This window comes from Microcoleus sp. AS-A8 (assembly GCA_039962225.1).
Lineage (GTDB): Bacteria > Cyanobacteriota > Cyanobacteriia > Cyanobacteriales > Coleofasciculaceae > Allocoleopsis.
The window spans coordinates 14,879-40,671 of the sequence record JAMPKV010000041.1 but is presented as its reverse complement, the minus strand read 5'-3'; the positions used below and the strand labels follow the sequence as shown (position 1 = coordinate 40,671).

Here is a 25,793-nt window from a genome sequence, read left to right as displayed (position 1 = left end):
CTACGTCAACAGATGGCGAACGCTTGATTAAATTGGAGCGCACACGGCAAGAGCACAATTGCCCTGAAGGGTAGGGATGATGGTTGGCGATCGCGCTTAACTAAGTGCCATTCATCCCATAACCGAGCGGTGCTATTCCCAGCAGTTAAGATTTGCCGACCATCCGGGCTAAATAAAGCGCTTCTGAACTCACTCTTATGTCCCCGCAACACAGCCAGGAGATTACCTTTGCTATCCCACAGGCGGGCGTTTTTATCCTCAAAAGTCAGGATCTGCTGACCATCGGGGCTAAATGAAGCACTTCTGACCGCATCCTCATGCCCCCGCAACACAGCCAGAAGATTACCTTTGCTATCCCACAGGCGGGCGATACCATTGAAACTGGCAGTCAGAATTTGCTGACCATCCGGGCTAAATGAAGCACTTCTGACCGCATCTTCATGCCCCCGCAACACAGCCAAGAGATTACCCGATGTATCCCACAGGCGGGCGGTTTTATCATTACTGGCAGTCAGGATTTGCCGACCATCCGGGCTAAATGAAGCACTTCTGACCGCATCTTCATGCCCCCGCAACACAGCCAGGAGATTACCCGATGTATCCCATAACCGAGCGGTGTTAAGCAAACTGGTAGTCAGGATTTGCTGACCATTGGAGCTAAATACTGCACTGATGAACTCACTCTCATCCCCCTCTAACACAGCCAGGAGATTACCTTGGCTATCCCACAGGCGGGCGGTTTTATCATCGCTGGCAGTCAGGATTTGCCGACCATCCGGGCTAAATAAAGCTCTTCTGACCCAACTGTCATGCCCCCGCAAGACAGCCAGGAGATTACCCGATGTATCCCACAGGCGGGCGGTTTTATCATCGCTGGCAGTCAGGATTTGCCGACCATCCGGACTAAATGAAGCACTGTCAACCGAACCCTCGTGCCCCAGAAATACCGCGAGTTGCCCGCCAAATGCCTGTACGGGTTGCTTCGTTCCTGATGCGGCAGGGTTTTCTGTTGTCGGTGACTGGGACGTTGTGGGAGTGCTGGGTTGGGCGTTGATGGGGGTGCTGGTAGCAGTAGCAAATACCACACCCATCAGAAGTGCAAAACAGCGATGAACTTTTCGGCAGTTATCTGGAAACATAACTGTTTTTTGAGAGCGGTTGGTAGAGGGGATTGCCTGAATTCTTCTCTATATGAATTGCTCAAAGCAAAAAGTCATACCCATTTACCCCATCAGACGCAACGGCATCCCTTGGGTTACCGCTTTCTCAATCTTTCCCTGTGCCACCATCCCATCACGAGAAACCACTTTCACCTGCCCTATCCCCTTCATCGCAGTAAATACCGTTCCCGCCTCCACCTTCCTTAAATCAACTCCCCCTAACCACAACTGGGCAGTATCACCTCTCACTCCCGTCACCACCGCCTGTGCTGGCGACTGAGGAGAATTAATAAAAAATGGCGGTTGCTGCTGATACCCACTCCCCACCTTCACCTCATAACGCGGCAATTGCTTAAAGTCTTTAGGAATTTCTGGGAGAATCTTCTGGAAGACCCGCTCAATGTTGCTATCTTCCTGCCACAGATAATGAGTCAGTAAATAACTAAATATTCCTGCCTGAAACCCATTAACATTCACTTCCCGTGCCACTTGGTTCGGTGCCGTCGCCGCTAACACAACACCTTTGGCAACCCCGGCACGGTAGCCTCTCACAAAATCTTCTGACGATATGTTTAACCGAGATAACCACTGTTCTTGGTATGTTTTTTCCTCAAGAGAAACTAACACTTTCTTGCCACCATCACGAGAACGTACCCGTACTTCTCTAGTCGCCCCGCCAGAAAAACAACTATCTAAAACAGCCGTGACATTTTCAGTTTTCAGGGCAGACATTAGCAAAAATAAGGTATGTCCCATAATGTCTTTCACAGTTCCTCCCACCTCCGGATATCCCTCAGGTAACTTACTATCCACCGGCACAAATGTCCCATTCAGTCCTTCTTTCCCTGGCTCAACCACAATCGGGTTAGGGTCAAAAATGCGCGAACCATGTCCGGAATAGTGATAAACCACCACATCTCCCGGTTGGGCTTGTTTGATTAAATGTTCTTCAAACGCCGTTAAAATACCTTGCCTTGTCGCCTGAGCATCAGGCAAAACCAAAATATCTTTCGGATTAAACCCAAAGCGATGAATCAGCAGATTTCGTTGCAAATCTACATCGTTGAGGCATCCTTCCAGGGGTTGTTCGATGTAATTATTGATACCAACGAGTAACGCCAGTTTGCGGGGGGTACCTTGAGCCAGCACTTGACCATAACGTTGGGCAGATTGGAGAAAAGATAGCTGGTTAAACCCAATCGCTGCCAAGGCTGAACCTGTAAATTGCAGGAAATAACGACGAGTCGTGCGGGTCATAGTAGGCTAATTTAAAGATTTACAGGTAGAGCGGGAAAAGCCGTTAAATGACGATTATTACCAGAGTTTTTAGCTTCATTTATTGGTAGCTTTCCTTACTTAGGGCATATAATACCTATCACCTCTAGCTTCAAAATTATGCAAGAAGTCTAATTTTTTTACATTCGGTATTAATACCTTGCTGAGGCAGCCAAATGTGAGATTTGTGTTTCGATTGTTTCAATCGACTCCTATTTACCTGCCTGCGTTCAATCATCAGCCGTTAAGTTCATTCGGCTTAACACCGGGTACAAGTCTGTTCTTGCCCTCGGTTGAGGTGACTCACCAGTAATAACGGCTCTCTTAGCTGGTGATGACTGTCTCATTCAAGGTCTAAAAAATCGAGAGTCTGGAAGGTGGAGTTTCTCGGCGCGTTTTCTAATCCTTTGATTGTCCTACTTGAAGAGATGTTTATCTGGGACACCCAGCCACTCGTGAGCTGCTGCACTCGCAGCTCGCGAGTGTCAAGTCTCAAACTTAAGTTAAGATTACTTCAAATTTAGTCTCAACTTCTCTTTTGGCTTTTTCTAGCCCGTCGAACTGACGTTCGCTTAAGTTGACGAAGATGGATAATATCCTGCCCCTACAAAGTCCTGCATTGCTGTATTCCCTCTGATTGAGAATCACCTTAAAAGCTAAATCCTAAACTACATCGAAATTTCCTTTTTTGACTTTTGATTTTTAATTTTTGAATTTCTTATGACTCCTTCTACTAAAAATTCATCGATAACAGACCGCTACATTCGCGCTGCAAATGTAGCGGATGTTCAAGCAAAGGGTAGTCTGCTGGTGCATTTAGAGAAGCAAGCGATCGCACTTTTTTATTCAGACAATCAGGTGTATGCGCTCGACAACCGCTGTCCTCACATGGGCTTCCCCCTCCACGGCAGTACTTGCAAAGACGGAATCGTCACCTGCCCTTGGCACTACGCCCGATTTGACCTGAATAGTGGCGGAACCTTTGACTCTTGGGCAGACGATGTACGCTCGTTCCCCGTAGAGATTCGGAATGGGGATGTGTGGGTGAATGTAGCCCCCCAGGTTGACCCCTATGCACACCAACGCCAGCGGTTAGTTGATGGTTTAGAACAGGGAATTTCTCTAGTTATCGCCAAGTCGGTGATTGCCCTACTCGATATGGATGCCGAATCTAGCCAACCCTTTCAGACGGGATTGGAGTTTGGCACTCGTTACAACAAGGAAGGATGGAACACAGGTTTAACCATCCACACCTGCATGATGAATCTGCTGCCTTACTTAGAGCCAGAAGACAGAACCCGCGCCCTCTATCAAGGACTTTCGGCTATTGCGCGTGACAGTTCAGATGCGCCACCTCATTTTGTCGTTCACCCATTGCCGAATTCTGCGGTTGACCTGAATACCCTCAAAGGCTGGTTCCGTCAATTTATCGAACTGCGGGATAGTGAAGCGGCGGAGCGATGTTTGGTGACGGCGGTACGGGTAGGAGCCGAGCGCCAGCAGATTGCTGATATGCTTTTTGTTGCTGCCACAGACCACCACTACATTGATGTCGGTCATACAATCGACTTTATCAACAAGGCATTAGAGGCGCTCGATGCCGTGAATTGGCAAGGGGCGGAACAAGTTTTAGCCAGTTTGGTTTCTGGTTTAGCCAATGCGACTCGCATGGAGGAATCCAACTCTTGGCGCTATCCAGTGGATTTGGTGGCTATTCTACACTCAGCGTTTGAGCAGTTGCCGGAGGCTTTAGAGGTGGGACGAACTCGACGCGGCACTTGGTCAGGTCGAGAGCCATTGCTTCCTATCCTATTAGGTGAGGATGCTCAAGCTATAGCGGATGCGCTGTTGGCTGCACTAAGAGACGGTTGTACAGAAGAGGAGTTAGCGGGTACTGTAACCTATGCCGCTGCCCTGCGGGTTGCTCGTTTCCATACTAATAATGACCATAGTGATTGGAATTCGGCACATCACCCCTTCACGTTTGCTAATGCCGTGCATCAGTGCGTGCGGCGAGTGCCTTCACCTGAATTGCTGCGTGCTGTGTTTGATGGGGCAATGAGTGTGTACCTCAATCGGTTTTTAAATGTGCCACCAGCGAGACTGCCAGAGCCAAAAGACCAAGTTGAGAACCCAGATGAACTGCTCAAGCAACTACCCGAATTGCTCGATCGCCAGCAACAGGTGAACCAGGCAGGTCAGTTAGTGGCTCAATATCTATATAGTGGAGGCAAACCAGAGCGATTGATGGCGATGCTGGGTAAGCTGATGCTGCGGGAGAATCGAGATTTCCATGTGATTCAGGAAGTGGAAGCAGCGTTCCGGCAGTACTCGTTGTTGGGACAAACGGCGGCTGGTGTTCACACACTGGTTGCTGCGGCTCGGTATTTAGCGGCTCATGCTCCTACTATGCGGTCTCAAGAGCAAACGTATCAAATGGCTTATCGGTTACATCGAGGCGATCGTTTGTTTGAGGAGTCTTGACTTTCTCTACCTTGCTGTGTCAACTAAGGCAAGGCGGCAGCCCGAAAGTTGACCCATGCTCGGATTTTGATCAAAGCCAACTGCTCTCTCTCTTCAAGGAGGTTGGACAGATCAAGTGATTCATCAAACAATACATGTCAGCCTATCTACCATTGCCCGTGTGCGTCAAACTTTTGTTGAAAAAGGACTCGATGCTGCCCTCCAGCCAAACCCTCCACTCAACTGCGTTTGAGAAAACTGGATGGGGTAGAGTATCAGCTCGCTTAATTGCCTGCTGTTGTAGCCAACCTCCTACAGGGAGAAAGGAATGGACGTTAAGGTTATTGGCGGATGAAATGAATAGGATATCTAGACCTGTTCAACTGATCGAAGCTGACTTGACAGCCCACTAGCCAGAAACAGACACCAGACGATGGTCGAAGAATTTAGTATTTTTCGGCTATGTCCGCTTCAGTCATTGGCACTGACATACCACTGGGTGGGGGCAACGTCTTCCTTAGGAATGGTTGGATCTAGAATGTGGACAATTAGGGGAAAGTCGTAAGCATCGCGGACAAAACCCAGACAGCGTACTACTGGTTCCATAATTGGTGTAGCCAGCACCGCTACCTTAATAAGCGGCTTCTCCCGTTTTGGGATAAGGGCCTCGCAGTGAGCTATGTTAGTCACAGCAATGAGTGTATTGTGCAGCGAATCTCCAGCATCGGCGGCTAGCAGGTCGCAAACCAGCCACTGGCGATCGCCCCTCTGCTGAGAGGCAACCAGACCGACCATATCCCCTTCCCGCTCAACTGCTGTCACGGTATAGTCGCCTCTGCCAATCTTCCAGCGCAAAGCCCGAGAGTTGCGAACAACCTGGCAACCATGCAAGCGCGATGCCTTGTGCCAAAGATCGTCCACTTGCTCATCCCACGCTTTTAGAGGTCTCATTGTATAGCCATCATCCAGTAGCAAAGGCGCGGCGAGTGGCAGTGGCAGACTCCACAGGGGAAATGAGCCGCCGATCAAAAAAGGGAACATGCGGAAGAAGCGCAGCCAACGCGGATCGGGAACCATATATATTAAGCCGCCCCCGCGTGCTTGCAGCACCTTAACGCCGTGCCAATACATCTCTATAATCGGGTGAGCGCCACTGAGAAAACCACGTGCCACCTTGGTTATGATCGGGGCAAATGGTCGAAAAGCCAGCACATCCCGTCCGTTTACGCATACTAGGCAAGGAATAAAAATAAACTGTCCGAGGATCTGCCCGGTATCGGCGTTGGTGGCAAGAGTGATGGACGCTTCACCGTATGGAGTGTCTATGAACTGCTGACGCCAATTTTCCAGAGTCATCTTTCCCCACTTCGTTTCTTCCTCCCAGAATCGCACCAAGGTAAGTAAATCTTCCTCCTGATAGAGGCGGTAAGTCAGCTGTCCAGCCATCGAATGTCTCTCCATCAATCTGAGATGATTAATAATGCCCAACTGCACCAACTGAAAGCCAAAGCAATCAGTCAATCAGTACTGATAAGTTATGAAGTCGTTTTTCCTACCTGTGTTTTAAACTGGGTACGGTATAGTGAAGCAAACGTACCCTGCTGGCGCATCAGCTCTGCAAAGGTTCCTTGCTCGACAATTTCCCCGGCACGCAGCACTACAATCAGGTCAGCTTGGCGCACGGTGGAGAGACGGTGAGCAATGATAAACGTAGTTTTTCCAGCCATTAGTCTCTCTAGCCCCTCCATCAGGAGTGCCTCAGTCTCGGTGTCCATTGCAGAAGTAGGCTCATCCAAAATTAAAATCGAGGCATCGCGTAAAATGGCACGGGCGATGGTGAGGCGCTGTTTCTGCCCTTCTGAGAGAGTGGCTCCCTGTTCCCCGACTACCGTGTCGTATCCCTGCGGCAGCTGGGCGATATAGTCGTGGATGCAAGCCAATTGAGCAGCACATATAATCTCTTCTAGCGTCGCTTCAGGGCGACCATAAGCGATGTTCTCACGCATACTTATGGGAAAGACAAGAGGAGGCTGAAGCACCATCGCGATTTGGCTACGCAGGGATTTAAGTTGAAACTCCCGGATATCAACACCATCAATGGTTACCCGACCCGACTGAGGCTCGTAAAAGCGCGGCAAAAGGCTGACTAAAGTAGATTTACCCGCTCCCGTAGAGCCAACAATCGCTACTTTCTTCCCAGCTGGGACACCTAGGTTAATCTGCGTTAAGACTGGTTGGCTAGGGAGATACTGGAAAGAAACTGCTGTCCAGCTGACATCCCCTTTGGCTCCATTTGGGGGAAAAACCCTCAACCCTTCCTTGATCTCGTGTTCCATCTCTAGGATCTCAAACACTCTGCCGACCCCCACCTTCGCCCCCTGAATCAGTCCCCAAGTTTCGCTAATTTTATTGAGCGACAGGAACAAAAAAGCGAGATAGGAGATAAAGACAATAAGCTCACCCACTGTCAGGCTGCCTTCGAGAACGTGGCTAGCTCCTACCCACATTACCAACGCCCCCCATAAGCCAATCACCACACTACTCACGCCACCGTAAAAGGTCTGGAGAACATAGAACCGCAAATTAGCAGCTAAACTTCCCTGACTAGCAGCCATAAATTTCCTGTACTCTTCCTCCTCTTTAGTAAAGGCTTGGATGACACGCATCGCAGACATGGCTCTCTGCACTAGCGAGTAGACTGCACTCTCCTGTCGGCGGGCATCGGTAGCAGCAGAGGTAATCCGGACATTTAGGGGCGAGAGCAAGATCAATAAAGCCGGACAAACACTTAAAGCCAGGAGGGTAAGGACTGCATCAAGCCGTAGCAGGATGATGAACATTCCCACCACAAGCACTAGCGCCGAGACAATGGGCAGAAAACCACTGGTACTGAGGGTCTGGATAGCATAAGTGTCGGCAGTAATGCGGTAGAGGAGATCCCCAGTTGGCCAGCGACCATGAAAGACAAGGGAGAGGCGCTGTAGGTGGCTGTAGAGATCTCCTCGCAGATCGTTAACTATCTTCTGACCAACCAGGACAGTGGTGTAGCTGTTGAGGAGAGTGAAGCTGGCAGAAAGCAGATAAGTCAACACTATCCCTACACAGGAACACAGGAGGAGAGCTTTTGGTGACATCGAAGCTACAAATTGCCAAGGTAGCGGATTGTTGCTCAGGACGTTGTCGATGATGACCTTAAAAGGCCAGGGTTTCATCAGTTCACAGCCACTGATGAGAAAAACTTGTGTCAGTGCCCAGAGAAATTGCCAACGATAAGGCCAAAGGTAGGCTAGAACCTTGCGTCTAGAAACGACCATGATGGTTTAGGATGCAACCCTCTCACTCATTGAGGGAGCTGGTACTAGCTCTATTTTCTTAGCCACGATCTCTAGTACGTGATACATAGTACGCCCCAAACAGAACTTCTGATAAAAAATAACAGCTGCACTAACTGCACCAAGTATCCCTGTGGCTACGGCTACTTTGGTTAGACCTAGAAGCAGGGACATAATCGTAACCAAAACCCAAAACCATAAGATTGTTGTACCCATCCGCGACATCCTTAGCGTACACCCCACTCTCAAGAGTCTCTTATTCCCTCCGTGGTTTTCGGTGCAAACTTTTATCCTGGCTCTGGGAAAGAATCCTTGATGAACCTTCAGATCCCAGTTACTCCATCCTTGATCGACGGTAATAAAATACTTGCGGGGCAGGAGGAAGTCCATCACTTCCTGAAGCAGGCTCTCTTTCTCCAAACCTACCTCCGTCCAATAGGATAAGAAAAGCGATCGCTCCTTCCAAGAAATCTTAGGTTTTTGCACAAGCTCGTCAAATTTTATCGGCTCCACCTTGGTCAGTCCCTGCCTCCGCCACAAGTAGCGCTCCCAGCTGCGTACAAGAGGACCTAAGTAAATGAGCAAGGCAACTAGAATACGACCCCGCAGCCCCTGAAAACGACTATCTATGGGTGCCCGTAGTGCGCCGGATATACAGTAGCTCCAGGATAAGAGAAACGGTGCTATACCTAACCACGGATTACCACCCGACAACACTAAATAAATTAACAAGAGGGCAGCCCCTACATTCCACTCTAGTGTTAGGGGAAGGTAAGAGAGGAGGGAGGAGGGAGGCTCATACAAGGTTTGAAACAACCCGCGACCAAAACCTCCAGAGTAAATCACTGGTTGGCGGGAGAGGAAGCTAGAGGAAAGGTCGCCATAAATCCTGCCTAGCCACTGGGATTGCCCTAGCAGGTTAAAGCGGTAGGGGTGTTTGAAATATACGAGAGCTTCTGCTTTACCATAGCCACGCTGCTGCTTAAGGTAGTCTTTAACTGTGTTACGCCGAAAGTGCCACACTACTGCTGCGGGACTAAAGCCAATGGTATAACCCTTGTCTTGCAACCGCCAGCAGACATCAACATCGTCACCAGCTGCATGAAAGATTGGGTCAAAGCCCCCTATTTCCTCTAATACCTCACGGCGAAAAGCCATGTTACAACCTGGGATGTGTTCAGCGACTTCATCACTCAAAAGGACGTGAGTTGGCCCACCTGGAGACACCGCAACACAGGAAGGGACAAGAGAGTCCTCTGGCGGAGGGAAGTTGGGTCCACCCACTGCCGAAAGTCCTGAAGACAGAAACTTGGCAACCATATAAATAAGCCAGTCTGGATCAGCGACACAGTCTGAGTCGGTATAGGCAATAATTTCACCCGTTGCCGCAGCAAGACCAACGTTGCGTGCCACGCTGAGTCCTTTATTTTCCTGGCTGATTAGTTTGATATAGTCATAGGATTTAGCAATTTCCAGAGTCTTATCAGTGGAACCATCATTGACTACAATGACTTCGTAGTTCGGATAGTTGAGTTCTTGAAGGGAAGCTAGGCAACTGTCCATAGTGTGATCGGCATTATAGGCGCATATAACCACCGAGACTTTGGGATACTCAGGTAATGCTGGCGGTAGAGGTGTCGTGTAATAGTGCTCAACTGTATGAAACGCAGGCTTCTTGTTCCGTTCGGTATCCACCAGACCAAAAGCCCAGTCCTGGATAGCAAACCCGCCAGTAAACCACTCGTCCGTCCAGGCAAAGACGATCGTCCCCGCTGCTCCCATATCAAAACTTGTTGACAATTTTTGAGCGAGAATTTCGGATTGGGATTGGGTTCCCTCACGGATTGAGTCAGCCCCAAACTCACTGAGAACCAGAGGTTTATTCTCAGCTAGGTTATGAAGTCGGGAGAGGTAGTGGCGGAAATCCTTTTCTCGATGCAAGTAAACGTTAAAGGATAAGAAATCAGTAAAGTCAATATCGAGGTACTCCGTGCAGGGGTAATTGGCATAACTAACAAGCGCCTCTGGATCGCCGTCTTTTACCAGTGCCATTAACTCTTTGAGAAAAGCACGAACTTGCTTGGGACCATGCCACCGCACAATATCCGAAGGAATTTCGTTACCGACCAAATAGCCAAAGACACCCGGATGCTCTCGACAGGCTTTAACCCCATTGGCAATTGCCTGACGAATCTCTGCTCTAGTAGAAGAGGAGTCAAGGAAGGCAATATGCTCAGCCCAGGGTATGCCAATGAGCATTCTGAGACCGAAGGTTGCCGCTAGATCCAACAGCCAATCGGGTGGAACAGTATAGGTACGTAGACAGTTGGCCCCTAATTCTGCCATCAGCGCAAAGTCTTTCTCTACCATTGATTTTTCTGGAAAAGGTGCACCATGAGTACCGGACGAGAAGGTACCGTAAGTCACCCCCTTGAGGAAGAATTTTTCCTCTCCCAAAAAGAAAAATTTTCCCTTCACGGTAACTTTCCCGCGACTGGGCACAGCCGTGGGGCAGAAATCCGAATCTGGCAAAGAGATAGTTTTCACGCTTTTGATGTTTAATTTTTTTTAGAGCGCCTGTGCTTTATCTTTCTCAAGATAGATGACTATATTAAAGTTTTGTAGTATAGTAGGTCACAGAATTTTAATAAAATCAACAATATATTTATCCAAAAAGGGGTAAATATAAGGTCAACAGACAAACCTGTCAAATTGCAACTGTCAAGTTAACGGAGCTGTTGCCATAACTTGTGATACCAAATCTGTTTCCATGTCCCCCTTATCACATGGACAATCAAAGCCCCAGGAAGCAGTTAATTTGGGAGAGAGAAACGAAGCGAGGGGGCGTACATGGGGGATGTGGTATTAGGGTTTGATATTAGTTTTCTATATGACAAACGCGGCTATCCAAGAAACTTGGGTCTGGCAAACAACGAGTTCGTTTAAATAGCATCACTGTCAAACGAACATGGTTTTATTTTGTTACAACAGAGCCGCATATATAACATGGGCAGCTTCCGATGTTTGGCAAAATCAAAAAGCCTAATTTCTGGCTTATAGGATTGGTAGCAGCTGGGTTGTTGGGAACTGCTACTACGGCTTACCTAGTATTCAGAAGTACTGCTCCTAAATCGGATATCACCAACCTGATAGTAGAGGTGACATCTAAAGACATAGCGGTTCAGATTAAAGCGAATGGCGTTGTCCAGGCGGTGCAAAATATCAATCTTAGTCCCAAAGAGGCAGGTCGGATCGCAAAATTGTATGTGGACGAAGGTGATCGGGTAGAGCAGAATCAATTGGTAGCCCGCATGGAGGACGAACAATTTCAAGCCCAGGTGAATCAATACAAGGCAGCACTGGCTAAGTCCCAGGCTGACCTTGCCCAAAAGCGGGCTGGCGCACGACCTGAGGAAATTGCCGAAGCGAAAGCTAAATTAGCTGCCGCTGAGGCCAACGTTGCCGAGATCCAGGAAAAGTTAAATCGTGCTGCGGAAGTACTTAAGCGCAACCAATTTCTGGCACAAGAGGGAGCAATTTCTCAAAACGCACTAGGAGACTATTTAAGTCAAGAACGCTCTGCAAGAGCTAATCTTGACGCAGCAGTAGCTCGCATGAAAGAACAAAGGGAGACCTTAGAAAAGATCCGCAATGGTACACGAAAAGAAGAAATCGCTCAAGCGGAAGCTAATGTTGCCCAAGCCACAGCGCTATTGCAGTACTACGAAAGCCAGTTAAAAAATACCTCAATCCGCGCTCCCTTCGCTGGCACCATTACACGACGATTTGCCCAAGAAGGAGACTTTGTGACGCCAACAACTTCCGCCTCTTCCAGCGATGGTGCGACTTCTGCCTCGATTGTTGAACTTTCCAGGGGTTTGGAAGTAGAGGCAAAAGTGCCAGAAGCCAGCATTGCACGAATTAAACAGGGTCAGAGTGTTGAGATTCGCGCCGATGCCTATTCTGACAACATCTTTAAGGGTCGCGTCCGGTTAATTGCACCCAGAGCTGTACAGGAAAATAATGTCACATCCTTTCGAGTCAAAGTAGCCTTACAAACGGGTCAAGACAAGCTCAAGGCGGCCATGAATGTGAAATTGGCATTCATCGGCGACTCTATCTCCAATGCTTTGGTCGTTCCCCTAGCAGCGATTGTGACTAAAAAAGACGGTCAAACCGGTGTCTTAGTGCCTGATAAAAATAACCAGGCCCAATTCCGCCCTGTCACCGTTGGCCCAACAAGCGGCGATCAAATTCAGATTCTCCAGGGGGTTTCTAAGGGTGAACGCATCCTGCTGAGTCCTCCCGAAGGTCAAGTCATCCCAGGCGTGGATACAGTAGGCTTCTAAGTCGATTGACCTGGCTGGAGAAAGGCGATCGCATTCATTGATGACAAAAAATAAGTAGATCCTGACAAAGGCAAGACGATAGAGATGCACATTACAGAAAGCGTCAAGATGGCAGTCATGACCCTAACTGCCAACAAGCTACGTAGCAGCCTCACCATGTTGGGTATGATTATCGGCAACGCCTCTGTAATCGCGATGATTGGGATTGGGCAAGGAGCGCAGAACTATACGCTAGAGAAGCTGGAGTCTTTTGGGCAAAATCGCCTGGTTGTGTTTGTAAGTAGTGAGGAAATTGAGGGCTTCATTGCTGAAAATCCGACGCTAGTGCTCTCGGATGCTGAAGCGATCGCCACCCAAGCACCGTCAGTAAAGGCAGTGGCTCCCCTGATTGGTTCTAGACTATTGATCTCCTACCGCAGCAGAAGGACGCAGACCAGCGTCACGGGGACAACACCAGGGTCTCTCTATGTACGGAATGCACAAGTTGCCAGGGGACGTTTTTTTGACCAATTTGAACAGCAGCAGAATGCCCAGGTTGTTGCTCTCGGTTCAGACGTTGCAAGCAAGCTGTTTGGCAGTGATAACCCTATCGGCAAAGAGGTGCAGATCAACAATCTTACCTTTGAAGTGATTGGGGTGATGCAAGCCAAAGGTGCCTTTCTAGGGCCAAGTCAAGATGATATTGCTTACGTGCCAATTACAACAATGGCTGAAAAGCTAGCTGGACGCAAATCTCCTTACGGCATTCCCGTCGATTACATTGAGGTCTCGGCACAGGATAAAGAGAGCATTCGAGCAGCCGCATTTCAGATCATTAACTTACTGACACAACGGCATGGCAAGAAAGATTTTAGTGTCGTAGCCAATCAGTCTTTCCAGAATCTCGTCAGCCAAATCACAGGTACTCTAAGTCTGACGTTGGCAGCGATCGCAAGTATTTCCCTGTTAGTAGGGGGCGTTGGCATCATGAACATCATGCTCGTCTCAGTAACTGAGCGTACCCAGGAGATTGGGCTGCGGAAGGCTCTTGGTGCAACCCAACAAGCGATTCTTTCTCAGTTTCTGATCGAGGCGGTGATTCTGTCGGTAGCTGGAGGATTGCTCGGCACCGGCATCGGCATCGGCAGTGGTATGCTCGTGGCTGTGCTAACTCCGGTAAAACCCAGTGTTCCACTTGAAGCGATCGCTCTGGCTGTGGCTGTTTCTGGCAGTATAGGTCTAATTTTTGGTGTGATTCCAGCGCGACAAGCAGCTAGGCTGGACCCAATTGTGGCTTTGAGAAGTTCCTAGTGGGCTGTCTATCTAGCTTTGAGTAGTTGACTTTCTCGAATATATGGTAACGATGAAGGCTATTTTAACTTGTCATTTCTGCCTTGACGGCCCACTGGAAACATAGACAATCAAGAAATCCAGACAAACGAAGCAATTAGGAAAAAGCCCTTCGTTCAATACCTGTACCAGATTATAAAAACACTTAAAAACCCTGCTATTGAAAAGCAGGTTTTTTTTATTTAGCTAACATCCTATCCACAGAGCTAATTGCTCGTAAAAAAGCTATAGAAGCATTAAAATCCGCCTTATATCCTAGCTAGGTAGGGTCAATTTCATTAAGATTAAAAGAGCGAGAAAATTCCTCAGCAAACTTCTCATTAAGCTTCAAGGCTGGCTCCAAACTTTTCAACATTTTTTGCTCATTGTAGATTTTTCTCTGTGTTTCTTGAGAATGCTGCTGGCATTTGGCCAACGAGCGACTTTCTTCATCAGTCATGCCTCTTTCATAGGCATAAGTAATCAAAATATGCCGTAACAAATGTGGGTTAACTGGACTTCCAATGAAACGCCGAAAAGCATTACGCACCCTATGGCAGTAAGTAGCGGTTGTCATTTTTTCGCCCTTTTCTGTGCTGTATAAGCAGTTGTGATTGGGATTGAGAAGAGGTCGCCAATTAGTTATCCACTCTTCTAAATACCAGTACAACGTTTTTCCCGTTGAAAATTTTCGATTGGGAATTTCAGCTTTCCATCCATCTTCGTCGATTGTGTCTTTTTTTCCATCCGGAGGACTGAGCGTCAGCCACCAAGTCGCAAAGTTTTTTTTGTTCTCTGGCAGGTTTTCTAAGTTAACCAAAATTCCATCAATTAACATACCTTTAACTAAGGTTTTCCCCACTTCCATTTGATAGTAAACCTTAGACCGACTAGGCGGCAAAGCTGTTGCCATTGCCAAAGTCAGAGCATTTTGAAAATCATGGAGTCGCGCCATCTGTGAGCGTTTAGCTTTGGACACTTGAGGATTTCCATTTTTATATCTAGTTTTAGTATTTACACCATACTTATATTTCTCTTCAAATTTAATGATTGACAATTCTACAGCCAGCAAAATTTTAGGCCAAGGAACCATTTTGGCACGGCGACGTTTCTTCGCTTCAGTTTTTTGCCCACTCGTTTCGCTGCTTTCTGATTTTTCCGATTCAAGCTTCCGCAATTTGCCGATTATTTCAATATCTTTATAGCCTCCTTTTTTATCAAAATCTTGCGTCTGTTTAAAGTAAATAAATTTAGCTAAGTTAACGACCGATTTGAGGTAGTTAATTTGGGTTTCAAAAGTAACATCCAAGCTGTCCAGATAATTAGTGACAGTCTCTTTCATTTGGCTGATAGCTTTGGTCATATTTTCTTCAGCTATCCCCCTAGCTAGCCATAAAGCATCACCCGGATGTGCTTCATTTTTAAACTGGCTAATAGTAATGGAATTAGGAAGTGGTAAATCAGGAATGATTGATGTTAGGTTGAGTTGTTCTGGCTTGTCTTGATATTCTTCTCGATAGAGACATTCTAAAAATCGCAAAATAGCCCTGATGTCTCTGTCGGTGGTGTCAAGAGCTTGCTTCATTTCTTTTTGAAGGAAATTCACAAACTTTGTTAATTGTTCATCTAACGTAGGATTGAGCAAAAATAAGGGATGTGAAATTTGGGCAATTTCTCTCCAAGAAACTGCGATAAAAATGGAGTAGCTGTGAACGAAGGGTACAACTGAATCAACAAATTTTTGCCGCCAATCTTTCGCCTCTTTGGGAGAAAGGGGTTTCCAGTTATCGCCTTTGACAAAATCCTCTTTTTTGCTACCGAGTTGACGAGAATTACTGGTCTTACTTTTTTGAGCAGGAGTTTGAGGCACTCGCGTGTGACGATAAATTACTTTTTCTTTCTTTGAGGCTATAGGGGTTAAAAACCCTTGTTCCCTTGTCCACGCAACCATCTTTTTTGTAATTGAGCGAGGCAAATATCTTTTACCAGAAGGAAGCTTTAATGAATCGAAATACTTTTCCTGCTGTTCCTCAAGTTTATCTAGCAGCCAAACCGACTTCTTGTCTAAAAATTTCAGAGCTGCTTCAATTTCTTCGGATGAGGCTCTGGAGCTTTCTGGCGAGGGACCCTCGAGAGCTGGCACTCCATACCGCGTCATCGTACTTAAAATGGCTGAGAAATCGTTGGCTTTGACTGTGCCTTGGTATAACTCCAACAACTCCTTAATCGTTTTGGGGTTTTCTGTTCTGCCTTCAACGGGGATCAGTTGAATTTCTTGGTCTTGAGAAGAGACGATTTTTCTAAAGCCTGGGAGTTCTGTTTGTTTCATTTTTTTGTTACCATTAAATATGATGTGGTCAAACTTTTTCTGACCTTGAGTCAGAAATGTTGAGTCGGCAGAAAAGAACTGATTGTTCGTCGATTACATATTGCTCCTTCTCAGAATTTATTAAAGAAAACACATCTTCAACGTATATCCCTGCGTTCGACATGACGAGTGAAGATATAAGCCTTTTCTTTTTTAATTCGCTTCAGTTCATCAGAAATCTAACTAGCTGTAAGGATTTGAGCGATTGGCCTTGACGGGCATCTTTAATAAGAACCCGAAAAAAGCTTATTAAAGAGATTTTTGGGCGTTTATGCACAAAAACCAACTCGTTCCCCCATCAAAGCTTCAGGAGTTGACCCAACCTTTAATAAAATTTGATGGCTGAGGTGGCGCAAGCTGGAGGTTCAACCCTGATTGAAATTTGCTTACATCTCAGTAGTCTTGATATTTTTGGTCGAAAGGAGGAAAATTGAATCAGCGCAATTTCAAACGAAAAGGCTCTCATAAAGGCATTGCTTGTCGCAAAGGAGAACCCATTTTTTGGGATGAATTAAAGGAGAGGATTAACCTATCCCTGACTCCTACAGCAATCGCCAAGTTAACCCAAATCGCAGAGTCGGAAAATCTCACTCGCTCAGAAGCCTTAGAAAGAATTTTGAGAGGAATGTTACAGGTTAATCCACCAAATTGAATGCCTGTTCTTGGTGTTTCTGAATTTTCTTGTCGTGTAATTAGCTCCGCCTTCAGCAAGCTCATAGGTATATTCCAGAGTGGACTCTATCTGGAATATCAGTTTTTGAAGGCTTGATGTTAAAAATGCGAAAATGTTAAGAAGAGTTAAGCCCAGTACCAGCGGATATAGCCATCTCTATCAATCTTCGCTTCAGCTCGGCGTTGACTGGTATGCTGGGCTTGGTAAGGTTGGCCATCTATCCACTCGAAATCCGGGATGAATAACTCAGAGCCAGCTCGGAAGGCCGCTAAATAATCTTTAAATAAACTCTTAATAGGCTCTTGATTTTTGTGCTTCAGGAGCGCTAATATCCAGTACCCGTTCCAACCCATTTTCTTGAGTGTTCTGGCATACTGCCGTTTGGCAACTGTATAAGAGGGTCTGAGTTTCTCAGGAGATATTCGTTTTTTTCTCTTAGGAGATGCAGGTATACCTTCTAGCAGATCGAGGTCATCCCACTCTTTGTTACTCAATAACCTCTTCCTCGCATTCAGGTTATACCGCTGTGTCCTTTTGCTTAGGGGTTCATGGTACAAGTTGAGGGGACCTAGTAATAGAAGAATCTGAAACCCGTCTTTCAACGTTTGCACAAATAGTTCCAGAGGACTTTTGAAGGGGTAGCTGATTCCTTCTGCTGCTGCCCAGGTCTTGATATAGGATTCTCCTTCCAGGAGCAAGCGATAACGAGCTAGATCGATGTCAATGTTTAGTCTGAGGTTCTGTAGACTAGTTTCAGGTAAGTAACGGTTAAGAACACCTCCTTCTGCAAGCGGATCGGGTATGACTCCAAAGAGTCTGTGTGCAAATACCAACCCTCGTGCCTGCCAATAGTACTGATTAGTCTTTATCCAGCACGCTTGATTGAAGTTTTCCGATGCCATTGGCGAAATAGGAATTTCTCCTATGGCTAGAGCCAACGAGAAGAAGTCAGAACTCTTCGGGGCTGAAGGGATGTATACAGCGGCGAAGGGAATTCTGTCTCGAATAATCCCCAATTGCTGATCAATTGCCTTGGCTTTTGCCATCCAGCCATCCAAGGTGATATTAGTAGCTGCGGGATTCAGCACAGGAATATCTGCAAGCTGAATCAGAGGTATTTCTAGTAAACACTTGCTAATTTCTCGCTGGACTATGGCTGGAAATAGCCATAGTCTGATAACTTCTTCTCTCACTGTACAAGCCTGCTTTTTTTCAATCTTGGTCTATGAACCGTAGCGAGCGCATCCTCGCTGCATTCCCTCCAGCTATTGCGAAGGCGTGCCTGTTGACTGGCGAATTCACCAACCACTGTGTCGCCTGGATTTAGAATAAGAATTACCCGTTTTTCAAAACGAGGGAATTGATAGAGTCGGCTTGAGGGGTGTTGATACAATACCCAAAAATACTCCCTAATTCGAGAAAGCAACGCGAGCATCCTCAAGAGAACAAAACTGAATCCGTCCATTGGGAAACCTAACCTCTAAACCTCTGAGGGTGCCATAGCCGCGATCGCATTCAACAATCCCCTCTCCCGAAGCGCGGTAGCGTCCCTCCGTGACAAAAACTCGCTTGCCTACCAATGATTCACAGTTGGGGTCTATAGGTTGAGCTGCTGCTATCCTGAGGGCCTTGATGAGTTCTTTCTCATCCATTGTGAGCAGCGCCCAGGCTTCATTTTTGTGTGTCGGGTCAGAGGCAATAGCCGCCTCAATTTCTTCCCAGGTCGTACAAGTCCGCACCCTGTCTGCTAAGTAATGAGCGGCGAGGCGATGGCTAAACTCTTGAAAGATTTGCTGCTGGCTTAATGCTAGCGCTGAAGCTTCGGCATTAAGCACTTCGAGCGGAATGGTCTCGGTCAGCTCCTTAAACGTGTCGAAGTCCTTCAAAGCGTCACGGATTAATGTCTCCATTAAGCTACCTTCCTAGCTGCCTTAGCTTGCTCCAGTGCCAAATTGATTAGCTTGGCTTCGTCGTCGTAGTCGTGGCATCTCTCCATCGCTCTCTTATACTTAGCTTTAATTGTCTCCCAGTCAGATAGAGGTTTGCACCCTAGAACCTCCCACCATTCCAACTCGTTTAGGTCAAGCGCTGGGGGTTTATAATCCTCTCCATTGCTGAGGCGGTAGGATTTGTCGGGAAATCCAAATTCAAGCTTCATGTGGAATTCGAGCCATTGTGGAGTAGCCTTAGGACTAACAGCCTTAAGAAAGATTAAGTAGTACTGCTGCTCGATCTTCGTGCAAGCGCCCTTGAATACTGCGCCCAAATGCCAATCGTTGGGGGGGAAGTGTCCGTAGCGGTTGCGGAACAGAGCAAACACGCGATCGGGGGTTTTCTGGGTGGTATAGCTGCGGGATAGCTGCGCTCGCAGGTAACGAAACTTCTCCAAATCATCGGGACTGAGGACTTCGCCAAACGCCAGAGGCATCTCTGCGGACAAGGAGTCCCCAGCACCAGGGGGGAACTCATACCCGCAATCCGGACATACCATGATAAAGTTGGGAACTGCCGCACCGCAAGAGGGGCATTCTTTGCCTCCGATCACAGGCTTCGGCGGACGGGGACACAAAGTTATCTCTCGCCTTGACGTAATAAAACGTAGGCGCTTGAAGTTCTGGCAGAAATCCAACAGGAAGCAGTCCTGCTTTCCTGGGAACAGCCTCAACCCACGTCCACACATTTGAATCAACAGCGCCTCTGACGCGGTAGGACGGGCCAGGACAATAGCTGATATATTCTTGACGTTGAACCCTTCGGTGAGCGTGCCCACACTGGAAAGTAACTGGGTTTGCCCCGTTCTCAACCGCTCATACATTCCCCGCCTGACCTCGTGTGGAGTATCGGCTTCGATGTGGGAGCACCTCACACCAGCCGCGTTAAACAGGACAGTTAGTTCGCGGGACTGGTTGACCGAGGCACAGAAGACAATCCCGGTGCGCTCGGAACAGACCTCTAAAAACTTCTCCACAACTTTGGGGTTGAAGTCGGGGTGACTCACTGCCGCCTCAATCGACTTCTGCGAGAACTCCCCATCCTGTTTTTCCAGCAGGTCGGCCCGGAAGTAGCCACCCCAGCCAAAGTTACGCGGTGGGACTAAGAACCCTCGTTCAATCAGTCGAACCGTGAGAAATTTCTTTTCATCTTCTGGGGATTCGACACCAGGGACTCTTATAATGGCCTCGAAGTGTTCTCCAAAATGTTCCTTTGGCTTGCTTCGCCAAGGAGAGCCTGTTAACCCGATGTAGATGGTTTTCCCCAACGCTGGCACTCCACAAGGGGAATAGGCTTCTTTGACTTCCTGAAACGCCTGATACCATCCCACGGTGTGGCACTCATCAACAATCACCAAGCCGATATCTTTCGGTAAGTCGCGACGGGCTAGGGACTGGATTGAAGCAATTTGAACGGGCAGTTCACGATTTTCTCGATAACCGGCTTTGATGATTCCCGCCTCGATACCATAGTTTAACAACTCATCTTGAGTCTGGGGCACCAGTGGGTCGCGGTGTACCAGAAACAGCACCCGGCGTCCCCTTGTAACGGCATCGTTAACGATGCGGGACCCGATACAGGTCTTACCCGCTCCGGTTGGTGCAACCAGTAGCAGCGACCGGATGCCAGAACGGATTAGGCGGTAAGTTTGGGCAATAGCCTGTTTTTGGTAGTCCCGTAACTCAAAACCTGCCCTGATTATTGTCGTTGGAGGCTCTATAAGCTCCAGTTGTGTCATGATTGAACCTGCAAAAATTTTTGATTGGTTGCCCCTGTTGGTGCAGGGGTCTTTTTGTGCTGTTGTGTATCGCTATTATCCATCATAGTCTGAATCAAGTTTTCTGGACTATGAGGGATAATGGGAATCGTCAGGAGATCATAAAAACCATGTCCACGAAGCGAGGAACCCACCCCAATAGCCGAGCTAACCTGGAACCCGGTTCCTCTCCCAGGTTTGGGGAACTCAAGAAGGTTCACCAAGTTACTGTCACTCCCACGGGGTGGGAGGGGTTGCAGCAGTTGGCTGAGGCGTCGGGGTACAAGTCGGTGAGTGAGTTATTGGAGAAGTTGGGTAGAGAGGGGGTGACGGCGATCGCTACTAGCACCGCATCAGATACACCGTGAGCCATTTCAATCCATAACCTCCGCTAAAAAGTGCCGGATTGCGTGCATTTCCACGTATTCCAAACACTGCCAACAAGTTTCTTCATCTAATGAAATTCGCCAAGCTTTGCGGTTAGTTGCGTAGAGGTGGTGACGCAACCATTGCCATTCCTCTGGTGAAAATTGCTCGGCTGATACTTCTTCTGCCGAGACAAAGCCAATCCCGGTCATGCCACCCGAGTACACAACGGAAACGAATCCGGGTTCTGGATGCTCAAAACTTGTTGTAATTGCCGCGCTAACATCCCAGATCATTCCTCGATCAAGTCTTGCGACCCAATTCCTAAATTTCTCCTGTTCTTCTTGAGTGAACTCTTGCTGCCATTGCGGATTTGGACGCCTTGTCTCCTTTCGACTCTTCCTGTGCTTTGCTACTCTGCCCATATCCTTCCCTTATTTGTGTATATCGTTGAGGTTCTTCTGATGCTGGGATCACGGTATACCTTCCATTAACGCTATTAGATCATTGATGGAAGCAAGAGGAAGTCCCTGCATCATGATCGCCAGCATCCTGATTTGAATGCGGAGTGGGGCAGCTCCAACAATCCTCAAAAAGCTATCCAAGCCCGAAACACTGATAATGTCTCGCAGCTCATGCCCCACTTCTTCCGGGGGGATATCCAGAAATAGGAATAGGGGCATATATTCGTCTAGGATTGACCGCTCTTTCTCGGTCAATTCGGGCAATTCAGAAATATCGGAAGTGTTATATATACCCCTAAATAACACTTCCGATATTTTGATAAGGGGCTTCCATCCGCCTACCAGTTGGGCAAATTCAGAAATGGTAGATTGCCCCAAGTGGGTCAAATCGCTGACTTGTCGCTGAAGCACTTTGGAAACTTCATTTCTTAATTCCTCAATCGCCTTGAGAATCTTCCAGCCGTTAAGTTGAGTGGAGGTGCCCGCTTCCGGGCAAATCTGGAAAGCATCAATCTGCTCAATCGTCAACCCGTAACGCGAGGTAAGGTCTGATAAATCGCCATCGCCAATGATAAAGGTGGGGATGGTTATTTCTTTTCGCCTGGTAAAACGATTGCGCCCAATTCCCTGAAATACTTTATCTGTGGTCTGGCGGTTGTACCAAGCTTGGAAGTCCGCGTTGTCCGCGCTTACATCAGATTTGTACAGCGTGTGGTATCGGGCTAAAGCTGAGCCGATATTTTCACGAGGGAAGCCTTCCATGATCAGCGCTTGGCAATCAGCAGCGGCATTTGACCCGCGTTCCCCATTCGAGCCACCGAAGTAGTAAAGTTCACCAGCATTTCGATAGCGCAGGTGACGCAAATAGGCTATTTTCTCTGGGTCAACCCCATTCGGGAAGATCTCCTTCCTTTTGCCGATTACAGCCTCTAGGGTGGGGTTATGTGCATCGTCTAGCAACCAATCCTCAATTGCTGTTTCAACGGCATCTATGCGCTTCTGGGCTAAGTTCCTGCGGTCTTTCCCGCACTTACCCAACCCCGTAGTCTGAACAACACGCAAATTTGAGAACACATCCCTGCTGGGGGCTTGCATCACCCACAGAATTTCCCAAGGCTCGTAGCCTAGTTTCTCGGCAAGCTCGTGGCGATCGCCTGTTGCATCCAAAAATACTCTGAAGTCGAACGAACGGATTAGGTCAACTTCGCGATCATTTTTAATTGTAACGATGACTCGGTTGTTCACAACTCTCACCGATCCTGGTCGCGACCCCGACATTACTTGACAGAAAGGTATTAACCAGTTTAGAGTGATGAGTTCCTTAAATTCATCTTCGGTTTGGTGGGCTTTGAGCGCTCGTAATTCTTGCTGAATTTGAGAGCAGGTCAGTTCCTCTAGTTTGCGTAGTGCCCACTCGAATTCAAAGCTATCCAGGTTATGCTCGGCGAACCAAGACTTGATGCTTGCAAAGTCATACCCATAATGAGGCTGGTGCTCTTCCGACAGATAAAGACTCAGTATCCCCTGGATGAAGCTGAAAGCGTCGTAAAGCTCCTTGGAATATTGCCATAACCTGAAGAACTCTTTGTTAACGTCGGCGAGAGACGCCTCTATATCCAAGGTATCCTGGATTGTTGCCCCAGCCTCATCAATGAAGGCCACAATCTCAAAGTTATGCTCACTGGGGAAACCTGTTAATGTGCCTTTGAGTCTCGTTTGCTTCAAGGCTTGTTTCATTTGCCCTTTGAACCCAGAAGGTTGACGCCCTGCACTGCCCGACTTGCAGTTATCGCGCTCGCTGCATAGGTTGCAAATGGGATTTGAATCGCCATCTTTAAGAGCGTGAGAGCCACCGTGCCCAATATTCTTTCCCCCTAGCAGGTGGTGTAAGCTAGTAGCCCAGCAGTTGCCGGGAATCGTAGGGGTTTCTCCCAATTTGGGACGTTCGATAAACGGATTTCCCCCACCCGTGAGTTTGTCGGGTCGCTTGACAAGACCATTGTGCATCCGGGTAACGGGAGTCCAACCCTCCAAACTAGGGGCTGTGGTATTCTCGCCACTTTGGGAGAAATAGGCTAGACGTTGCTTTGAGTCTGTGCCCTGATCAGGCCGAAGGAACCAATTTTCGATGTTCTGGCGACCCGCTATTTCGGATTTCCCTGTGCCCATCAACGAAACGTCGAAAACCGCTTTGTATCCTTGAAATCTGGCTCTTTGCCACACCGCCGCCATTTCACCTGGCGGGTATAACAGCAGAGGAGCGCCCTCATTTCGGTACACTTCTGGATCTCGAATATCGGCAAGGGAAGAAATGTAATTGCCACCCCTAGCCGGATTTGCAGCAGCCGGGACAGGCTTTGGGTTTTTTCCTTGCCCAATCAGACTCTTCGACCAGTTCGCTAAACGCTTAGCTTGTCGCTGAACCTGGCTGCTTACCCAATTTTTGAAGGTGCGTGCTTGATTGGCATCTTCGAGTTCCCGCTGTTGATCTTCGAGTTCCCGCTGACGGAATGAGTATTGTGCTCGCGCTACCCTCTCCTCTTCCTCTACCTCTTGCACGTATTCCGCGTAAAGTTCAGAGTCGGGTTCGTGAACAGTATCGTGAGGGCGATCCGGTAATTGTAAGCCAGCGTCAGCAGCTAATTCCGCCACGATATCCGCGAAATCTTTCCCTCGTGGCGTCCCATAACCACCTCCCAACTTCCACCGATATTGAACAGCCCCACCACCGTCGCCGAGCGCCTTGTCTTGCCACGCCCATTGTTCACCATCCCACCAAACATGAAATGATGTGCCACTGGCTGATGCTCTCCAAGGTGGGGCACCTTTCAAAGTCTTGCCAAGATACTGGAAGTTGTGCCCCTCCCAGTTATAAATTTGTTCGGGCGACAGTTTTGGCAGAACCGAAGATTCAAGAAAATCGACTAGAGTTGTGCGACGCTCAGTTTTCCGATGATTCTGATCTTTAACTCGTCTTTGTTCAAAGCGTTCCTTATCTAATTTCTGCTTTCCCTCGCTCTTCTCTTTTGTCTGAGTCGCGAGGGAGAGCAGCAATTCGCATAACCACTGTGGTGCGATTGCAACGGGTACGTTGATGGGATTGTTAATCCAGTAGTAAGTCCCGGTACTTGGGTGTCGCGATGGTGGAAGGCAACTTTGGGATTTGTTGTAACGGAATTCCAGAAGTTCGGTGGGCTTGCCGTTTTCATCCCTGGCAGTTTGTAAATCTCCCCATTCGGTCAAAACAGCGCGATTGAAATCCTTGAGCTGCTCTCGAATATTGTCGGGTATCTGAAACACCAGTTGATAGCGTCCCTGCTTCCCAGATGTCCAGCTAGGCGTTAAAGGGATGTCCCCGCCGCTTATTGTATCCAGCAGCGGCTGAACACTGGAGCCATCCACGTCGAGCGCGAGTAACCCACCTGACGCCTCCCCAGTCCGGAGTCCAAATCCAGACGAGTAAGCCCGGTATTTTTTCCCTCTCTTGCTGAGTTTCTGCTCTCCATGCAGGATTAAATCTGCAATGGTGCTGTGAGGGATGAATGGTTCGGTCTGCCAGTTATCGCGTCTTGGCGACTTGTCTTGCAGTGGCGTAAGCGACCAATGAGCAGGGATATCCTTGAGACCAGCAGCGAGCGCTTTGGCGTTTGGCACTCGAAAGAAAATTTTCCATTCTTGACACAGGGGGGAATTCATGCTTCAACCCCCTTGTTTGACCGCGCTAGTGCTTTATCGAGTTTGTCTGCAACTTTTTTATGATTCATATGCCGTTTGGCCTTGTGAGAGGGACAATCGGCACGTTGCTTCTGGAGTTTCCTAAGCGGGTCTGTTACCTTGTAAGGATAATTACTTTTTATTGGTCTCTCCGGTTGGAAGCCTTCGAGGGTTGTTGTTGGTGTTAGGGGTGGAACCCTAATTTAGAGCCGCTTCATACCATTCGCATTGTGCCAGCCGGACTTTTTTTTCGACTATCAGTACTTCTTACCTCCTTGAAGATTACGCGGATCAATGGTGTGGATTGTGAGCAACTTTGGATGAATCCACCCCAAGTTTCAGCGCTCGTGGTTGAATCAATCCCTGATGAGAGATTAATTGCCCCCAAGTTTACGCTATTTTTTCCGGAAGATTCATACTAGTTTCGAGTAGATGCTCCTGGGCGCGAACGCCTCTCAGGAGGCCGTAAAGGCTAACCAAATCGCCTCTTCACAAGTTGATATTCGCCATAAATATTTACGTTTCGGCGGGAGGAACTATTTCCTTCTGCCTTCTGTCCTCACTCTCATCTCC

Annotated in this window: 16 protein-coding genes; 4 read left to right on the top strand and 12 right to left on the bottom strand. The window is 48.0% G+C overall.

Translation table 11 applies throughout. The annotated features are described in order from the left end of the window. Positions 1–5: 5 nt before the first annotated feature. Together NDI48_30880 and NDI48_30875 are read right to left on the bottom strand one after the other, a co-directional pair. Entirely contained in the window at positions 6–1,139 is a 1,134-nt protein-coding gene (locus NDI48_30880; GenBank protein MEP0835574.1) for a WD40 repeat domain-containing protein, read from the bottom strand. 84 nt (positions 1,140–1,223) lie between these two features. Continuing rightward, a complete protein-coding gene (locus NDI48_30875; protein MEP0835573.1) occupies positions 1,224–2,417 on the bottom strand; it encodes a caspase family protein in 1,194 nt (397 codons plus the stop codon). 738 nt (positions 2,418–3,155) lie between these two features. Between NDI48_30875 and NDI48_30870 the strand changes: the two genes are divergently transcribed. Then, on the top strand, positions 3,156–4,919 hold the full coding sequence (locus NDI48_30870; GenBank protein ID MEP0835572.1) for a nitrite reductase (NAD(P)H) small subunit: 1,764 nt from the start codon (positions 3,156–3,158) through the stop codon (positions 4,917–4,919). Between the two features lie 450 nt (positions 4,920–5,369). Here NDI48_30870 and NDI48_30865 read toward each other — a convergent pair whose 3' ends face one another. From NDI48_30865 to NDI48_30855, 3 genes are all read right to left on the bottom strand, one after another. Further along, positions 5,370–6,344 (bottom strand): hypothetical protein, encoded by a 975-nt coding sequence (locus NDI48_30865; protein MEP0835571.1) that lies wholly within the window; start codon positions 6,342–6,344, stop codon positions 5,370–5,372. A gap of 89 nt (positions 6,345–6,433) precedes the next feature. Then, a complete protein-coding gene (locus tag NDI48_30860; protein MEP0835570.1) occupies positions 6,434–8,212 on the bottom strand; it encodes an ABC transporter ATP-binding protein/permease in 1,779 nt (592 codons plus the stop codon). A gap of 6 nt (positions 8,213–8,218) precedes the next feature. After that, the gene (locus tag NDI48_30855) at positions 8,219–10,777 is read right to left on the bottom strand and encodes a glycosyltransferase (protein ID MEP0835569.1); all 2,559 of its coding nucleotides are present in this window, start codon (positions 10,775–10,777) and stop codon (positions 8,219–8,221) included. 533 nt (positions 10,778–11,310) lie between these two features. Between NDI48_30855 and NDI48_30850 the strand changes: the two genes are divergently transcribed. Further along, the gene (locus NDI48_30850; protein ID MEP0835568.1) at positions 11,311–12,579 is read left to right on the top strand and encodes an efflux RND transporter periplasmic adaptor subunit; all 1,269 of its coding nucleotides are present in this window, start codon (positions 11,311–11,313) and stop codon (positions 12,577–12,579) included. An 84-nt stretch (positions 12,580–12,663) separates the two neighbouring features. Beyond that, entirely contained in the window at positions 12,664–13,869 is a 1,206-nt protein-coding gene (locus NDI48_30845; GenBank protein ID MEP0835567.1) for an ABC transporter permease, read from the top strand. Positions 13,870–14,167: 298 nt separating this feature from the next. Here NDI48_30845 and NDI48_30840 read toward each other — a convergent pair whose 3' ends face one another. The 5 genes from NDI48_30840 to NDI48_30820 all read right to left on the bottom strand — a co-directional run bounded on the left by NDI48_30840 (position 14,168) and on the right by NDI48_30820 (position 20,658). Then, complete coding sequence (locus tag NDI48_30840; GenBank protein ID MEP0835566.1) at positions 14,168–16,216, bottom strand: site-specific integrase; 2,049 nt, start codon at positions 16,214–16,216, stop codon at positions 14,168–14,170. 501 nt (positions 16,217–16,717) lie between these two features. Then, positions 16,718–16,972, bottom strand: coding sequence for a hypothetical protein (locus NDI48_30835; protein MEP0835565.1), 255 nt, complete (start codon positions 16,970–16,972; stop codon positions 16,718–16,720). Between the two features lie 81 nt (positions 16,973–17,053). After that, positions 17,054–18,121, bottom strand: a complete 1,068-nt coding sequence (locus tag NDI48_30830) for a hypothetical protein (protein MEP0835564.1) — start codon at positions 18,119–18,121, stop codon at positions 17,054–17,056. 216 nt (positions 18,122–18,337) lie between these two features. Further along, complete coding sequence (locus NDI48_30825; GenBank protein MEP0835563.1) at positions 18,338–18,838, bottom strand: hypothetical protein; 501 nt, start codon at positions 18,836–18,838, stop codon at positions 18,338–18,340. Further along, entirely contained in the window at positions 18,838–20,658 is a 1,821-nt protein-coding gene (locus NDI48_30820) for a DEAD/DEAH box helicase (GenBank protein ID MEP0835562.1), read from the bottom strand. The genes NDI48_30825 and NDI48_30820 overlap by 1 nt, the downstream gene beginning before the upstream one ends. Positions 20,659–20,807: 149 nt before the next feature. Between NDI48_30820 and NDI48_30815 the strand changes: the two genes are divergently transcribed. Further along, positions 20,808–21,044, top strand: a complete 237-nt coding sequence (locus tag NDI48_30815; GenBank protein MEP0835561.1) for a hypothetical protein — start codon at positions 20,808–20,810, stop codon at positions 21,042–21,044. A gap of 6 nt (positions 21,045–21,050) precedes the next feature. On the opposite strand, the gene NDI48_30810 is transcribed toward NDI48_30815, so the two are convergent. Then, positions 21,051–21,467, bottom strand: coding sequence for a hypothetical protein (locus tag NDI48_30810; GenBank protein ID MEP0835560.1), 417 nt, complete (start codon positions 21,465–21,467; stop codon positions 21,051–21,053). A gap of 48 nt (positions 21,468–21,515) precedes the next feature. After that, positions 21,516–25,202 (bottom strand): bifunctional DNA primase/polymerase, encoded by a 3,687-nt coding sequence (locus NDI48_30805; protein MEP0835559.1) that lies wholly within the window; start codon positions 25,200–25,202, stop codon positions 21,516–21,518. Between the last annotated feature and the right edge of the window lie 591 nt (positions 25,203–25,793).

Coding starts and splice junctions, on each gene's coding strand:
- NDI48_30840 (MEP0835566.1), bottom strand. CDS start 16,216: ATGAAACAAACAGAACTCCCAGGCTTTAGAAAAATCGTCTCTTCTCAA.
- NDI48_30835 (MEP0835565.1), bottom strand. CDS start 16,972: ATGAGCTTGCTGAAGGCGGAGCTAATTACACGACAAGAAAATTCAGAA.
- NDI48_30845 (MEP0835567.1), top strand. CDS start 12,664: ATGCACATTACAGAAAGCGTCAAGATGGCAGTCATGACCCTAACTGCC.
- NDI48_30875 (MEP0835573.1), bottom strand. CDS start 2,417: ATGACCCGCACGACTCGTCGTTATTTCCTGCAATTTACAGGTTCAGCC.
- NDI48_30865 (MEP0835571.1), bottom strand. CDS start 6,344: ATGGCTGGACAGCTGACTTACCGCCTCTATCAGGAGGAAGATTTACTT.
- NDI48_30870 (MEP0835572.1), top strand. CDS start 3,156: ATGACTCCTTCTACTAAAAATTCATCGATAACAGACCGCTACATTCGC.
- NDI48_30805 (MEP0835559.1), bottom strand. CDS start 25,202: ATGAATTCCCCCCTGTGTCAAGAATGGAAAATTTTCTTTCGAGTGCCA.
- NDI48_30815 (MEP0835561.1), top strand. CDS start 20,808: ATGTCCACGAAGCGAGGAACCCACCCCAATAGCCGAGCTAACCTGGAA.
- NDI48_30880 (MEP0835574.1), bottom strand. CDS start 1,139: ATGTTTCCAGATAACTGCCGAAAAGTTCATCGCTGTTTTGCACTTCTG.
- NDI48_30860 (MEP0835570.1), bottom strand. CDS start 8,212: ATGGTCGTTTCTAGACGCAAGGTTCTAGCCTACCTTTGGCCTTATCGT.
- NDI48_30820 (MEP0835562.1), bottom strand. CDS start 20,658: ATGACACAACTGGAGCTTATAGAGCCTCCAACGACAATAATCAGGGCA.
- NDI48_30810 (MEP0835560.1), bottom strand. CDS start 21,467: ATGGGCAGAGTAGCAAAGCACAGGAAGAGTCGAAAGGAGACAAGGCGT.
- NDI48_30825 (MEP0835563.1), bottom strand. CDS start 18,838: ATGGAGACATTAATCCGTGACGCTTTGAAGGACTTCGACACGTTTAAG.